The 15,628-nt window shown below is 67.2% G+C and carries 12 protein-coding genes; 10 read left to right on the plus strand and 2 right to left on the minus strand.

Annotation, left to right across the window (positions count from 1 at the left end; all coding sequences use genetic code 11):
- Positions 1–23 precede the first annotated feature (23 nt).
- Positions 24–3,257 (minus strand): efflux RND transporter permease subunit, encoded by a 3,234-nt coding sequence (locus AC5P8Z_RS10600; RefSeq protein WP_286070160.1) that lies wholly within the window; start codon positions 3,255–3,257, stop codon positions 24–26.
- Between the two features lie 74 nt (positions 3,258–3,331).
- Positions 3,332–4,576 (minus strand): efflux RND transporter periplasmic adaptor subunit, encoded by a 1,245-nt coding sequence (locus tag AC5P8Z_RS10605; RefSeq protein WP_286070158.1) that lies wholly within the window; start codon positions 4,574–4,576, stop codon positions 3,332–3,334.
- A gap of 185 nt (positions 4,577–4,761) precedes the next feature.
- Here AC5P8Z_RS10605 and AC5P8Z_RS10610 point away from each other — a divergent pair, with 185 nt between their 5' ends.
- The 10 genes from AC5P8Z_RS10610 to aceK all read left to right on the plus strand — a co-directional run bounded on the left by AC5P8Z_RS10610 (position 4,762) and on the right by aceK (position 15,582).
- A complete protein-coding gene (locus AC5P8Z_RS10610; protein ID WP_312662963.1) occupies positions 4,762–6,081 on the plus strand; it encodes a M20 family metallopeptidase in 1,320 nt (439 codons plus the stop codon).
- A gap of 529 nt (positions 6,082–6,610) precedes the next feature.
- Positions 6,611–7,429, plus strand: a complete 819-nt coding sequence (gene queF, locus AC5P8Z_RS10615; RefSeq protein ID WP_495229007.1) for an NADPH-dependent 7-cyano-7-deazaguanine reductase QueF — start codon at positions 6,611–6,613, stop codon at positions 7,427–7,429.
- A gap of 171 nt (positions 7,430–7,600) precedes the next feature.
- Complete coding sequence (locus AC5P8Z_RS10620) at positions 7,601–7,894, plus strand: LysM peptidoglycan-binding domain-containing protein (protein WP_495229008.1); 294 nt, start codon at positions 7,601–7,603, stop codon at positions 7,892–7,894.
- Between the two features lie 45 nt (positions 7,895–7,939).
- Positions 7,940–8,452 (plus strand): hypothetical protein, encoded by a 513-nt coding sequence (locus AC5P8Z_RS10625; protein ID WP_099555121.1) that lies wholly within the window; start codon positions 7,940–7,942, stop codon positions 8,450–8,452.
- Positions 8,453–8,827: 375 nt separating this feature from the next.
- Positions 8,828–11,050, plus strand: coding sequence for an NADP-dependent isocitrate dehydrogenase (locus tag AC5P8Z_RS10630; RefSeq protein ID WP_495229009.1), 2,223 nt, complete (start codon positions 8,828–8,830; stop codon positions 11,048–11,050).
- 311 nt (positions 11,051–11,361) lie between these two features.
- The gene (locus AC5P8Z_RS10635; RefSeq protein WP_495229010.1) at positions 11,362–12,324 is read left to right on the plus strand and encodes a hypothetical protein; all 963 of its coding nucleotides are present in this window, start codon (positions 11,362–11,364) and stop codon (positions 12,322–12,324) included.
- Complete coding sequence (locus tag AC5P8Z_RS10640; protein ID WP_495229011.1) at positions 12,317–12,865, plus strand: GTP-binding protein; 549 nt, start codon at positions 12,317–12,319, stop codon at positions 12,863–12,865. The genes AC5P8Z_RS10635 and AC5P8Z_RS10640 overlap by 8 nt, the downstream gene beginning before the upstream one ends.
- On the plus strand, positions 12,858–13,274 hold the full coding sequence (locus AC5P8Z_RS10645; RefSeq protein ID WP_286070149.1) for a roadblock/LC7 domain-containing protein: 417 nt from the start codon (positions 12,858–12,860) through the stop codon (positions 13,272–13,274). Before AC5P8Z_RS10640 ends, AC5P8Z_RS10645 begins: the two co-directional genes overlap by 8 nt.
- Positions 13,275–13,326: 52 nt before the next feature.
- Positions 13,327–13,686, plus strand: a complete 360-nt coding sequence (locus AC5P8Z_RS10650) for a hypothetical protein (protein WP_006473505.1) — start codon at positions 13,327–13,329, stop codon at positions 13,684–13,686.
- A gap of 165 nt (positions 13,687–13,851) precedes the next feature.
- Positions 13,852–15,582, plus strand: a complete 1,731-nt coding sequence (gene aceK, locus AC5P8Z_RS10655; RefSeq protein ID WP_495229012.1) for a bifunctional isocitrate dehydrogenase kinase/phosphatase — start codon at positions 13,852–13,854, stop codon at positions 15,580–15,582.
- Positions 15,583–15,628: the final 46 nt, after the last annotated feature.

The raw sequence follows: 15,628 nt of genomic DNA on the forward strand, positions 1-15,628 counted from the left end.
CCCCCGCAGCAGCGGGGCGTGGATCATGCCTGCGGCTCCTGCAGCGAACCGTTGCGCAGCGCGCGCTGTTCGCGGCGGCGGGCCAGCCATTCGGAGAAGCGCTCCATGTACAGGTAGATCACCGGCGTGGTGTACAGCGTGACCAGCTGCGACAACAGCAGGCCGCCGACGATGGCGATGCCCAGCGGGCGGCGCAGTTCCGAGCCGATGCCGGTGCCCAGCGCCAGCGGCAGCGCGCCGAGCATGGCCGCAGCAGTGGTCATCATGATCGGGCGGAAGCGCAGCAGGCAGGCACGGCGGATCGCTTCATGCGCGTTGGCACCGGCGCGGCGCGCCTCGATGGCGAAGTCCACCATCATGATGCCGTTCTTCTTGACGATGCCGATCAGCAGCACGATGCCGACGATGCCATCCACCGACAGGCTCAGCCCGCACAGCATCAGCGCCAGCAGCGCACCGACACCGGCCGGCGGCAGGGTCGAGATGATCGTGATCGGGTGGATGTAGCTCTCGTACAGCACGCCCAGCACGATGTAGATCACCACCAGCGAGGCCAGCAGCAGCCACACCACATCGGTCTGGCTGCCGGTGAACTCGGCGGCCTTGCCGATGAACTCGGCATGCAGGTGGGTGGGCATGTCCAGGCTGTCCTTGGTCTCCTGGATCGCCCGTACCGCTTCGGACAGCGAATAGCCCGGTGCCACGTTGAACGAGACGGTCACCGCCGGCAGCTGCTGCTGGTGGCTGACCACCAGCGGCGCACTGCTCACCTTGCCTTCGGCCAGCGCAGACAACGGGATGATGTTGCCGGCGCCGACGGTGATGCCGGTGTTCTGCGCACCGATGCCGGTGGCGGTGGACGAGTTGGACGAGGTGACCTGGCCGAAGCTGGTGGCATTGGTGCCGGTCAGCGCACCGGCGCCGTTGGAGGCGACGGCCAGCTGTTCCATCAGTGCGGTACTGGTGCGGAACTCCGGCGCAACTTCCAGCACCACGCGGTACTGGTTGAGTTCGGTGAAGATGGTCGAGATCTGGCGCTGGCCGAACGCATCGTAGAGCGTGTCGTCGATGGTCTGCATCGGCACGCCCAGCACGCTGGCCTTGTCGCGGTCGATGTTCAGTTCAAGCGCGCGGCCCTGGTTGGACAGGTTGTTGTCGACGTCGGCCAGTTCCGGACGCTTGCGCAGCGCTTCGGTCAGGCGCGTGGCCTGGGTCGCCACCGTCGCCGAATCCACGTCCGACAGCGAGTACTGGTACTCGGTGGCAGCCACGCGGGTATCCAGGGTCACGTCCTGCACCGGCTTCAGGTACAGCGCCACGCCCGGAATGCCGGCCACCGCCTTCTGCAGGCGCGGCAGGATCTCGTCGAGGCCATCGCGCTGGCTGCGTTCCTTCAGCACGATCGACAGCTGGCCCTGGTTGAGCGTGGGGTTCATGCTGCCGGCGCCGATGAAGGCCGAAACGCCGGTCACGTCCGGATCATGGCGCAGTGCTTCGGCCACCTGCCTGGTGCGCTGTTCCATCTGTGGGAAGGCGATGTTCTGGTCGGCCTGCACCACGCCGGTGATCAGGCCGGTGTCCTGTTCGGGCAGCAGACCCTTGGGAATCAGTACGTAAAGCAGCACGGTCAGCACCAGCGCACCGCCCGCTACGGCCAGGGTCAGGCGCTGGTGGCCCAGCACCCAGTCCAGGCTGCGTTCGTACAGGCCCACGGTGCGCGTCCACAGGTTCTGCTTGCCGGCGGCGGCCGCGCGTTCGTGCGCGTCCTCGCCCTCGGGCAGGGCGTCGGGCTTGAGCAGGTAGGCGCACATCATCGGGGTGAGCGTCAGCGAGATCAGCATCGACAGCACCACCGCGATGCTCAGCACCCACGCGAATTCGTGGAACAGGCGACCGGTGACGCCAGGCATCAGCAACAGCGGCAGGAACACCGCCACCAGCGAGACTGTCAGCGACAGCACGGTGAAGCCGATCTGGCGTGCGCCGATCTCGGCCGCTTCCTTGCCACTCTTGCCCTGCTCGATGTAACGCACTATGTTCTCGATCATCACGATCGCGTCGTCCACCACGAAGCCGGTGGCCACCACCAGCGCCATCAACGACAGGTTGTCCAGCGACATGCCGGCGAAGGCCATCACCGCGAACGTGCCGGCCAGCGACAGCGGTACTGCCACCGATGGGATGATCGTCGCCCACAGCCGGCGCAGGAACACGAAGATCACCGCCACCACCAGGCCGATGGTGAGGATCAGGGTGAACTGCACTTCATGCACCGAGGCACGGATGGTCTCGGTGCGGTCGTTGAAGATCTCCAGGTGCACGTCGGCCGGCAGCACGCCCTGCAGCTGCGGCAGGATCGCGCGGATGCGCTCGACGGTCTGCACGATGTTGGCGCCGGGCTGGCGGCGCACTTCCAGCAGCACCGCCGGCTTGCCATCGGCCCAGGCGGCCAGCTGGTCGTTCTCCACGCCATCGACCACCTCGGCCACGTCCGACAACCGCACCGGGCGGCCGTTCTTGTAGCTGATGATGGTGTCGCGGTACTCGGCGGCGCTGGCCAGCTGGTCGTTGGTGCCGATGCTGTAGGACTGGGTCTTGCCGTTCAACGAGCCTTTCGGCGCATTGACGTTGGCCTGGGTCAGCGCGCTGCGCAGCTGCTCCAGGGTCAGGCCCATGTTCGACAGCTGCGCCGGATTGACCTGGATGCGCACGGCCGGGCGCACGTTGCCGGCAATCGAGACCAGGCCCACGCCCTGCACCTGCGACAGTCGCTGGGCCAGGATCGAGTCGGCGTAGTTGTTGACGTCGCGCAGCGGGCGCGTGTCGGAGGTCAGTTTCAGCGTGACGATGGCCGCGTCGGCCGGGTTCACCCGGTTGTAGACCGGCTGGTAGGGCAGCGACGAGGGCAGGGTGGCCTGGCGGATCGCCGCCTGCACGTCCTGCGCCGCGATGTCGATGTCGCGGTCCATCGAGAACTGCAGGATGATCGTCGACAACCCGGCCGACGAGTCCGACGTCATCAGTTCCAGCCCGGAAATCTGCCCGAACTGGCGCTCCAGCGGGGTGGTGACCAGCGAGGCCATGGTGGTGGCGTTGGCGCCGGGGTACTGGGTGGTGACCACCAGGCTGGGCGCATCGATTTCCGGCAGCGCCGACACCGGCAGCTTGCGGTAACCGAGGATGCCCAGCAGCAACAGGCCCGCCATCAACAGCGAGGTGGCGATCGGGCGGCGGATGAAGATCGTCGAAAAGCCCACGGACTGATCCTTGCTGGCACTTCAATGTCGGCGCCGGCAGGGTCGCCGGCGCGAGGGAGATCAGTGGCCTGCGCTCAGCGCGGGCCACCACCGCGACGGCCACCGCCGCCCGCGTTCTTCTGCTCGGCCGCTTTCAGTTCGGCCTCGGTCGGTGCGGCCGGGGTCTCGCCCGGCTTCAGTGCGGTGACCTTGCTGCCTGGCTTCAGGCGGAACTGGCCTTCACTGACCACCCGCTCGCCGCCCTTCAGGCCTTCGGCGATCTGCACCTGGCTGTCGCCCACTTCCACGCCGCTGCGCACGGTCTGCATCTTCACCGTGTTGTCGCCCTGGACGACGTAGACGTACTCGCCATCCGGACCACGCAGCACCGCCTGAGTGGGGATGACCACGCCGCCGGCGATGGTACGCAGCTGCATGCGCACGTTGACGAACTGGCCCGGCCACAGGCCGTTGTCGGTGTTGTCGAACAGGGCACGCGCCTTGAACGTGCCGCTGTCGGCACTGATCAGGTTGTCAACCACGTCCAGCTTTCCATCACCGGACAGCACGTGCGAATCGGCGCGGTCGAGCGCCGCCACCGGTACCGGGCCGGCGGCCTGCGCCTGGCGCACGTCACCCAGCTGGCGCTCGGGCAGGTTGAACAGCACGTGGATCGGATGGATCTGGGTGAGCGTGACCAGCGCGGTACCGGCGTTGACGACGTTGCCAGCATCGACCGCGCGGATGCCGGCGATGCCGGAGATCGGTGCGGTGACCTTGGTGTACTGCAACTGCACCTGTGCCGAGCGCATGCTGGCCTCGTTCGCTGCGACCGCGCTTTCGTACTGTGCCACTTGGTTTCGCTGTGTATCCAGATCGGTCTTGGCGACGTACTGGCGATACTCCGGTGCGTTCGAGCGCTGGTAGTTGGAGCGCGCAGTGGCCAGCAGGGCTTCGTTCTGGCGCTTGGCAGCAGCGGCCTGGTCATAGCTGGCCTGGGCCGTGCGCGGGTCGATCACCGCCAGTACATCGCCCTGCTTCACTTCCTGGCCTTCGCGGAAATTCAGGCTCATCAGCTGGCCGCCGACCTGCGGGCTGACGGTGACGGTGTTCATTGCCGTCACCGTACCCAGCGCGCTGGCATACACCGGCACGTCCTGGCGCGTGGCATCCACCACGGTGACCGGCACCGGGCCGGCATCCGGGTCTTCGCCGCCCTGGCGCGCGCCCGCAGCGGGTTTCCCAGCCTTGTCCTTGCCCCCGCCGATGACGCGCAGGCCGACCACGGCCAGCACCAGTACCGCCACGACCAGCAGCACGATCTTCCAAACACGTGACATTACGAGGACTCCGAGAGGGCTGGACCGGGCGGGACCCCGGGACAATGCGCAAAGCATACCTGTGCCACATCACGTTTCCTGCATGACGGATGGGACGGGCGCTAAGACCGGGTGAGGCGCCGGTGGTTCCCGTAGCGCCGGTGTTGCCCTACATTCAGCTGGAACCCCTTGTTGTGGAGATTGCGATGCGCCGTTCGCTGCTGCTGTCCGCCCTGCTGCTGGCCCTGCCGGCGCTTGCCCATGCCCAGGACGGGCAACGCCCGGAAGTGACCGCCGCCGCGCAGCGCCTGCAGGCCCAGGTGGTCGAATGGCGCCGCGACTTCCACCAGCACCCGGAGCTGTCCAACCGCGAGGCGCGCACCTCGGCCGAGGTCGCCAAGCGCCTGCGTGCGATGGGGCTGAAGCCGAAGACCGGCATCGCCCATCACGGCGTGGTGGCGATCATCGAGGGCGGCAAGCCGGGCCCGAAGATCGCCCTGCGCGCGGACATGGACGCGCTGCCGGTGACCGAGCAGACCGGGCTGCCGTTTGCGTCCAAGGCCACCGACCAGTACCGCGGGCAGACCGTGGGCGTGATGCATGCCTGCGGCCATGACGCACACACCGCCACCCTGCTGGGCGTGGCCGAGGCGCTGGTGTCGATGAAGAAGGACCTGCCGGGCCAGGTGATGCTGATCTTCCAGCCGGCCGAAGAAGGCGCGCCGCCGCCGGAAGAGGGCGGCGCCGCACTGATGCTGAAGCAAGGCCTGTTCGCCGACTTCAAGCCGGAGGCAGTGTTCGGGCTGCACGTGTTCTCCAGTGTGCAGGCCGGGCAGATCGCGGTGCGCGGTGGCCCGCTGATGGCCGCCTCGGATCGTTTCGGCATCAAGGTGATCGGTCGCCAGACGCATGGCTCGGCGCCGTGGAACGGTGTTGACCCGATCGTGGCCACCGCCGATCTGGTCGGCACCGCGCAGACCATCGTCAGCCGCCGCGCCAACCTGTCCAAGCAGCCGGCGGTGCTGACCTTCGGCGCGATCAACGGTGGCATCCGTTACAACATCATTCCCGACGAAGTGGAGATGGTCGGCACCATCCGCACCTTCGACGAAGGCATGCGCCAGCAGATCTTCGCCGACCTGCGCAACGTGGCCGAGCACACCGCGGCCGCGCATGGCGCCAAGGCGGTGACCGACATCTACGAGTCGGAAGGCAACCCGGCGACGGTGAACGACCCGGCGCTGACCGCGAAGATGCTGCCGAGCCTGCAGGCGGTGGTGGGCAAGGACAACGTGTACGAGCCGCCGTTGCAGATGGGCGCGGAAGATTTTTCGCTGTATGCGAAGGAAGTGCCGGGCATGTTCTTCTTCGTGGGTTCGACCAGCGTGGGCATCGACCCGGCGACGGCGCCGGCGAATCATTCGCCGAAGTTCCTGCTGGATGAGAAGGCGCTGGATGTGGGATTGCGCGCGTTGCTGCAGGTGAGCCTGGATTACCTGCACGGTGCAGGCACTCCTGCGGGGTGAGGGTTACCGGCAGGGCTTGCAGCCCTGCACCCGCCGAGGCCTAAGCCACGTCAACGGCAAAAGCTGGTTTCCTGAGGGATGGCGGGGTGGGTCCGGTGGCAGGGGACGCTGCAAGTACGTCCATGTAAGCTCGGTCGCCGCATCCATGCGGCTCACGCCCCTGCCACCGGACCCACCCCGCCTTCGACAGTTTCCTGCGGCTGTCGGAACGACATTCTGCTTCTGGTGGGGGTCGACCTTGGTCGACACGGCAGGCGTCAGGAACGTCTGAAGGATCGGTTTTTGATTTTGATTTTCCTGATCTTTCCCGTGGTGGCGCGAGAAATTGTCCGTGGCCGGGAGGGTGGGTTGGCTGGGGGCGTGAGCCGCATGGATGCGGCGACCGAGCTTACATGGACGTACTTGCAGCGGCCCCCAGCCAACCCACCCTCCCGGCCGACCCCGAGATCGTGCCTGAACCACCACGGAGGGGCTCCGCCGTTGGCCGGTCCGGCCGAAGGCCCGCCCTCCGCGCGATACAATGCCCACCATGAACACCCCACAGGATTCCAGCCTCGGTCGCGAGGTCAGTTACCCGTCGCAGTACGATCCCGGCCTGCTGTTTCCCATCCCCCGCAGTGGCGCCCGCGCCGAGATCGGCCTCGACGATGCCGCGCTGCCGTTCGTCGGCCACGACCGCTGGCATGCCTTTGAGCTGAGCTGGCTCGACCCGCGTGGCAAGCCGCAGGTCGCCGTCGCCACCGTGCAGGTGCCGTGCACCTCGCCGCGGCTGATCGAATCGAAGTCGTTGAAGCTGTACCTCAACTCCCTCAACAGCACCCGTATCGACAGCGCCGAGGCGCTGCGCGCGCGTGTCGTGGCGGATCTGTCGGACTGCGCCGGTGCGCCGGTCCAGGTCGAGTTCGGCCTGCCGGGCCTGCGCGAGACGCCGCTCGGTGAATCCATCGACGGGCTGGAGCTGGAGATCGACTGCTACGGTCCGCCGCAGGCCGACTTCCTCTCGGCCGATGCTGGTGAAGTGGTGGAGGAGACCCTGGTCTCGGCACTGCTGAAGTCCAACTGCCCGGTGACCGGCCAGCCGGACTGGGCGACAGTCAGCCTGCGCTACCGCGGGCCGAGGATCGATCGTGCTGGCCTGTTGCGCTATCTGGTCAGCTACCGCGAACACGCCGAGTTCCACGAGCAATGCGTTGAGCGGATCTTCAGCGAGGTGTCTGCGCGCTGCCAGCCGCAATGGCTGGAAGTGGAAGCTCGCTATACCCGCCGTGGGGGCCTGGACATCAACCCGTGGCGCGCCAGCCCCGGCATCGTCGCCCCGGCGGCGACGTATCGCGAGCTGCGCCAGTAGCCGCCACAGGCGGTTACGGCTGGCGCCGGGCCACGCCCGGCAAGCGCAGCGGCCACCGTCCGCCCCGATTGTTCAGCCGCCCCCCGGGGCGGCTTCACATCCGCACCATCCCCGTTTAACAACCGCCATGGCACCGTGCGAGCCACGTAGTCATGCAGACGGGAGTTGTGGATGAGTACCGAGAAGAAAGCCGATTTCTCCGGCGTCAGTGCCAGCGTCGACAGTACCGCCGAGCAGGTGCCGAAGGCGGACTTCTCCGGCGTCAGCGCTTCGGTGGACAGCACCGCCGAGATCGTCAGCGGTGGCACCTACACCGTGCAGAAGGGCGACTCACTCTCGAAGATCGCCAAGCAGCATCTGGGCGACGCCAACGCCTGGAAAAAGATCTTCGAAGCCAACCGCGACGTGCTCGACGACCCGGACAAGATTTTCCCGGGCCAGACCCTGAAGCTGCCGCCGAATTAAGCCGGCGATCGAACGCCGTCCGACAATCCCTGGGAGGAACCCCGAATGATCAAGACCACCCCGCTCCAGACCGCCCTGATCGCCGCCCTGCTGGGCAGCGTTGCCCTGGTCGGTTGCAAGAAGAAGGAAGAGTCGACCGACACCAACGCGGCTCCGGCCGCCACGGCTCCGGCCGAGCCGGCAGCGCCGGCGCCGATGACCGGTGCACCGCCGCCGATGGCGGAAGCTGCTGCGGTCAGCGTTTCCACCGTCACCGTGGGCAAGACCGCGGCCGCCGACAAGTCGGTCGCCCCGGCTGCACTGTTCTCGCCGAAGGATGACGTCATCGTCTCGGTCAAGACCGATGGCGCCGCCAACAACGTCAATGTCGGTGCCAAGCTGACCTTCCAGGACGGCCAGGTGGCCGGCGAACAGACTGCGACCCTGAATGCCAGCGGCGCGGAGACCACCAACGTTACGTTCAAGAATGCAAAGGGCTGGCCGGCCGGCAAGTACCGCGCCGAGGTCATGGTCGATGGCAAGGCGGCTGGAACGCCGCAGGAGTTCGAGGTCAAGTAAGTCCTGCCGACTCTCTCCCGGCAGGACTCACAATGGACGCAGCCGCGAGGCTGCGTCCTTTTTTATTGGGCGATGGCTGGCGTCATCATCCACGCCATGCGTGAATGCGTGAATGCGTGAATGCGTGAATGCGTGAATGCCTGGATGCGTGGGCAGGCGTGCATCCGATGCATGTGGCTGGATCACAGCGTTGCTGCCGTGCAGTACCGCCGCGTATGGCGCGGCTTTGCCCCGCGCGGCTGAAAACGCGACAATGCAGGGGTTTCCCCGCCGCGCGCCCACCCTGACTGCGGCGGGGGAAAGCGACACGGTTGCACGTGGCCCGGCGCTGGCGCCGGCCTTCCCCTGAGCATTGCTACAGAGTCCAAGTCCCCCATGTCCAAGATTCTCTACACGCTGACCGACGAAGCCCCGTTCCTGGCGACCCAGTCGCTGCTGCCGATCGTCGACGCCTACACCGCCACCGCCGGCATCGTGGTGGAAACCCGTGACATCTCGCTGTCCGGCCGCATCCTCTCGCAGTTCCCGGAACTGCTGTCCGATGCGCAGAAGGTCAGCGACGACCTGGCCGAGCTGGGCCAGCTGGCGACCACGCCGGACGCCAACATCATCAAGCTGCCGAACATCTCCGCCTCGGTGCCGCAGCTGAAGGCGGCCATCAAGGAACTGCAGGACCAGGGTTACCCGCTGCCGGATTACCCGGAAACCCCGGCTGACGACCAGCAGCGCGACTACAAGGCGCGCTACGACAAGGTCAAGGGCAGTGCAGTGAACCCGGTGCTGCGCGAAGGCAACTCCGATCGCCGGGCACCGCTGTCGGTGAAGAACTACGCGCGCAAGCACCCGCACCGCATGGGCGCCTGGGCGTCGGATTCGAAGTCGCACGTCGCGCACATGGCCGCCGGTGATTTCTACGGCAGCGAGAAGTCGGCCACCCTGGCCAACGCCGGTTCGCTGAAGATCACCTTCCACGGCAAGGATGGCAGCGCCGTCGTGCTGAAGGAAAAGACCGCGGTCAAGGCCGGCGAGATCGTCGATGCCGCGGTGATGAGCCGCAAGGCGCTGGCCGCGTTCATTGGTGAGCAGATCGCCGATGCCAAGGCCCAGGGCGTGCTGTTCTCGCTGCACCTGAAGGCGACCATGATGAAGGTCTCCGACCCGATCATGTTCGGGGTGGCCGTCAACGAGTTCTACAAGGACGTGCTGGCCAAGCACGCCGACGTGCTGAAGCAGGCTGGTTTCGATGCCAACAACGGCATCGGTGACCTGGCCGCGCGCCTGCCGTCGCTGCCGGAAGCCACCCGCGCCGCCATCGAAGCCGACCTGGCTGCCGAGTACGCACAGCGTCCGGGCGTGGCCATGGTCAATTCGGACAAGGGCATCACCAACCTGCACGTGCCGAGCGACGTGATCGTCGACGCCTCGATGCCGGCGATGATCCGCGACTCCGGCAAGATGTGGAATGCCGAAGGCAAGCTGCAGGACACCAAGGCGGTCATTCCGGACCGCTGCTACGCCGGCGTGTACCAGGCCGTCATCGACGACTGCAAGGCGCACGGTGCCTTCGACCCGGCCACCATGGGCTCGGTGCCGAACGTCGGCCTGATGGCGCAGAAGGCCGAAGAGTACGGCTCGCACGACAAGACCTTCCAGATCGCCGCCGACGGTGTGGTCAAGGTCACCGACGAGGCCGGCACCGTGGTGTTCGAGCACGCCGTGGAAGCCGGTGACATCTGGCGCATGTGCCAGACCAAGGACGCGCCGATCCAGGACTGGGTGAAGCTGGCCGTCGAACGCGCCCGCCTGAGCAGCACCCCAGCCGTGTTCTGGCTGGATGCCGCCCGCGCGCACGACGCCCAGGTCATCGCCAAGGTCGAGACCTACCTGAAGAACCACGACACCAGCGGCCTGGACATCCGCATCCTGCCGCCGGTGGAAGCGACCGCGTTCTCGCTCGACCGCATCCGCAAGGGCGAGGACACCATCTCGGTGACCGGCAACGTGCTGCGCGACTACCTCACTGACCTGTTCCCGATCATGGAACTGGGCACCAGCGCCAAGATGCTGTCGATCGTGCCGCTGATGGCCGGTGGCGGCCTGTTCGAGACCGGTGCCGGTGGTTCGGCCCCGAAGCACGTGCAGCAGTTCGTCGAAGAGGACTACCTGCGCTGGGATTCGCTGGGTGAATTCCTGGCGCTTGCCGCATCGCTGGAACACCTGGGCAACCGCTACGACAACGCCGCCGCCCGTGTGCTGGCCAAGGCGCTGGACGAAGCCAATGGCCTGTTCCTGGACAACGACAAGTCGCCGTCGCGCAAGCTGGGCGGCATCGACAACCGTGGCAGCCACTTCTACATCGCGCTGTACTGGGCCCAGGCCCTGGCCGCGCAGGACGAAGATGCTGCGCTGAAGGCTCGCTTCGCACCGCTGGCCAAGGCACTGACTGACAACGAGCAGAAGATCGTCGACGAGCTGATCGCGGTGCAGGGCAAGGCCGTGGACATCGGCGGCTACTACCGTCCGGACCTGGCCAAGGCCGGCAAGGCGATGCGCCCGAGCGCGACCTTCAACGCCGCGCTGGAGCAGCTGCGCGGCTGATCCCCGTCGCCCGCTTGACCCCGGAACCCGCGCTTCGGCGCGGGTTTCTTTTTTGCCTCCGGGGGTCGGACCCCTCTGCCCGCAGAGGGCTCCGACCCCATCCCCCCAGCGTCCAGAACCGTGAAATCCGTCAGCCGTCGTAATGCCGTCAAGAGGGCATGAAACTTGCCCGCGATGGCCGTCGCAGAACCGATAGGACACGGTCTGCAACCGCCCTCAATCTGAGCAGTCGATCACGACGGCTGCCGCTGGCGATGTCCTAGCCTTGGCGACGCGAGGCCACCGGGGAGGTGGCCGCACGGGGAACACCGATGGCACGCGTGCTGGTAGTGGGAACCGACATCCAGGGCGAGCAGGCCCTGCTGCAACGGCTGCGCGTGGCGTCGGCGCTGCCCGATGGGCAGATCCGCCGCAGCCAGGATCTGGATGACTGCGATCTGCTGGTCATCCGCGATACGCCGGCGCTGCGCAATGCGGCCCTGCGCATGCGCCAGCAGCGCCCGCGGTTGCAGTGCTGGATCGAGGACCTCGGCGGCCAGCTGCGCGACGGCGATGGCCACCAGGACGTACTTGATGACGGTGCCATCGGCCGCGCGCTGCGCGGCATGCAGTTGCCCACGGAGCCGCTGGCCATGCACGCACCTGCACCGATCCGCCTGGCCGATGGTGCACACGCCATCACCCGCCTTCTGCGCGAGCGGCTGCCGCTGCGCCAGGGCCAGGCATTGCTGGGTGACGCAGGCGAGCCGCTGCTGCTGATGGATCTGGAACAGGACCAGGCCGTGTTGCTGCAGGAGCCTGCCGCTGCGCTGGTGGAACGCTTGGCTGATGCCTTCGAGCGCCTGCAGCTCGATGCTCTGACAGCGGCGCGCCTGCAGGCCCTGGGTGGCGAACGGCCACGCCAGCCACTGCGGCCGTTGCTGTGGCAGTGGGCACAACGCAGCCGCCATTGGCAGGCGCTGGACGAGCGCCTGCGCAGTGCTGCGGTGAAGCTGCTGCGCTGGCCCGACTTCCGCGTGCTGGGCCATGACCACGATGGCTTCCGCCTGTGCTCGCTGCTGCTCAAGCGCGCGTGCACGGTGGACGAGTGCGCGATGCTGCTTGATCTGCCGCCTGCGGCCGTGCGCGACTTCATCCATGCCGCTTACCTGTGCGGTTACGCGCAGCTGCAGGCCGCCCCAGCGACGCCCATGGCTGTGCGCACCGCCGGCACGGAAAGCGGCCTGCTCGCCCGCCTGTGGCGGCACCTGCGCGGGAGCGAGCGCAATGCGTGAGCACAAGGTGGTGGTGCTGGGCGGCATGGGCAGCGGCAAGTCGACCCTGGTGCGCAGCATCGCGGCCGGCGCAGTGGTGGATACCGATGTGGCCAACAGCGATCGGCTCGGTGCCGACAAGGCCTCCACCACCGTGGCGCTGGACTATGCCGACATCGACCTGCCCAACGGCGAGCGGCTGCGCCTGTATGGCACGCCGGGCCAGCAGCGCTTCGACTTCCTGTGGCCGATCCTGCTGCAGGGCGCACGCGGCGCCGTGCTGCTGCTGGATGCGCGCCGCGCGGGCGTGGCTGCCGAACTGGAAGACTACCTGCAGGTACTGCGCCCGTTCGCATCGTCGTTGGCGCTGGTGGTGGCCATCACCCACCTGGACCAGGCGCCGCAGGCGGCCGTGGACGACTGGGCCGCACGTGCCCGCCTCGATGATCAGCCGCTGCCCTTGCTGGCGGTGGATGCCCGCGACCGCGAACAGGGATTGCTGCTGATGGATGTATTGATGGGCGAGATGGAAGCGCACGCACTGGTGGCCGCGCATGGCTGACGGGCAGGTGGCGGTACTGCCTGACGCCGGCCAGCGTGAGCGCCTGCAGCCGCTGCTGCAGGACCTGCGGCAGCGGGTCGAAGGCGTGCGCACGGTAGTGCTGGCCAGTGTCGATGGCTTTGCTCTGGTCAGCGCCGGTGCCGAGGGGCGCGGCGAGCGGCTGGCGGCGATGACCAGCGCGATGCTGGCTCTGGCCGCAGCGGTAGGGCGCGAACTGGTACTGGGCGATCTGCAGACGCTGATGCTGGAGGCCGCAGGCGGCAAGGTGCTGATGCTGGCGGTCCAGGCCGAAGGACGCGCGCCGCTGCTGCTGATGGCGGCCTGCGACCAGCGCACCGTGATCGGCCAGGTGCTGTGGCAGAGCAGGGAATGTGGCCAGGCGATCCTGGCCGAACTCGGCGGATCGTGAGCCCGTCCGCAGGGAAACGTGGGGCTCGAACCATACCTGAAAGGGGAGCGACGTGGCTGGATTGACTGAATCGTTGAACGCACTGATGGGCATCGACGGCGCGCAGGCCGTGGCGCTGGTCGACTACGAAAGCGGCATGCTGCTGGGCGAAGCCGGTGCCGGCATGGACATGGAAGTGGCCGCCGCCGGCAACACCGAAGTGATCCGCGCCAAGATGAAGACTGCTGCATCGCTGAACCTCAACGACACGATCGAGGACATCCTCATTTCGCTGGGCAAGGCGTACCACATCATGCGCCCGGTGGCGAAGAAGAAGGGACTGTTCTTCTACATCGTGCTGGACCGTACCAAGTCCAATCTGGCATTGGCCCGGCGCAAGGTGCAGGACGTGGAGGCCGAACTGGCGATCTGAGCCACCGGCTTCCGTAGAGCCGGGCCCACCCGGCTGCGCTTTGCAACTGTAGAGCCGAGCCATGCTCGGCTGCTCCTGCCTGGATCAGCCGAGCATGGGCTCGGCTCTACACAAGCCACCCCACGCCAGCGTATGGTGAAGCCGGTCCTACCGGGTGAGCCACGCATGTCCGAGCCTGACATCGCTGCCGAGCTGGCGACGCGCATTGCCAGCGTCATCCGCGATGGTTTCGAGCAGTACCACGCCCGCTTCGCGGCGATCACCGCCCGTGCGCGGCAGCGCTTCGAGCAGCGCGACTGGGCCGGTGCCCGCCGGGATGCAGTCGAGCGCATCGCGCTGTACGACCTGTGCGTCGCCGAGCAGATGGATACGCTGCGCCGCCTTGCCGGCGAACGGATCGGCGAACGCACGCTCTGGCTGCAGGTGCATGCACAGTACAGCGCGCTGCTGCAGGGCCCGATCGATGCCGAGCTGTACAAGACCTTCTACAACACACTGTCACGGCGCCTGTTCGCCACCCGTGGCGTAGATCCGGCGCTGGAGTTCATCGCCTTCGATGTCGAGCCTTCGGACGCCATCACCCATCCGGTCGCGCGGCATACCTACGCCGTTTCACCGACGCGGCCGGTGGAGGCGCTGCAGCGGGTGCTGGCCGATTACCGGTTCGATATCCCCTATGCGCACCAGCTGCGCTGTGCCGCGGCGATCGCGGTGCGCCTGCAGGATGACCTTGCCCATTGGGGCGATACGCCGGTGCGCAGCATCGAGCTGCTCGACACCGTGTTCTATCGCGAGCGCCGCGCCTACCTGGTCGGCCGCGTGTTCGGCGAGCATCGCTTCTCGCCGTGCGTGATCGCGCTGGTCAACGACGAGCGCGGCCTGCGCGCCGATGCGGTACTGACCCGGCGCCGCGACGTGGCCCATCTGTTCGGCGTGTCGCGCAGCTATTTCCAGGCCAACCTGGCCACGGTCGGCGACGCGGTGGTGTTCCTGCGCAGTCTGCTGCCGGGCAAGCCCATCGATGAGATCTACACCGTGCTGGGCCGCGCCAAGCAGGGCAAGACCGAGCGCTACCGCACCTTCTTCCGCCACTTCAACGAGCATCCGCAGGAGCGGCTGGTGCATGCCGAGGGCACGCCGGGCATGGTCATGGCGGTGTTCACCCTGCCCAGCTATCCGCTGGTGTTCAAGCTGATCCGCGACCGTTTCGCGTGGCCCAAGGCGATGTCGCGGCAGCAGGTGGAAGAGAAGTACGCGCTGGTGTTCAACCTCGATCGCGTCGGCCGCCTGCTCGATGCACAGCCCTATCGCCACCTGCGCTTCCCGCGTGAGCGCTTCGCACCAGCGCTGCTGGAGGAACTGCTGCAGCAATGCGCGCAGAGCGTGCGCGTCGATGGCGATGAGGTGGAGATCGCGCTGTGCTATGTGCAACGCCGCTTTCGTCCATTGAACCTGTACCTGCGCGAGCAGGGCGGTGAGGCGGTGCGCGCGGCGGTACTCGACTACGCGCAGGCGATCACCGACATGGCGCGCAACAACATCTTCCCCGGTGACATGCTGCCGAAGAACTTCGGCGTATCGCGGCATGGTCGCGCTGTGTTCTACGACTATGACGAGCTGTGCCTGGTCAGCGACTGCGTGTTTCGTGCCTGGCCGCAGCCGCGCACGCCGGAGGAGGCGATGGCCGACGAGCCCTGGTTCCATGTGGGGCCGCGCGATGTGTTCCCCGAACGCTTCGGCCCGTTCATGGGCCTGCCTGCCGGCGAGCTGGCGGCGCTCCGCGAGCACTACCGGCACCTGTTCGACCCGGCCTGGTGGCAGGGTCTGCAGGACCGTTTTGCCCGTGGTGACTATCCGGATACGCCACCCTATGCAGGCACGCACCGGTTGGCGTAGCCACGCCGAACTGTCCCGGATGTGAAGACTGCGCTACGCTCAGCAC

Source organism: Stenotrophomonas sp. YJH_SMC_17, assembly GCF_059371655.1.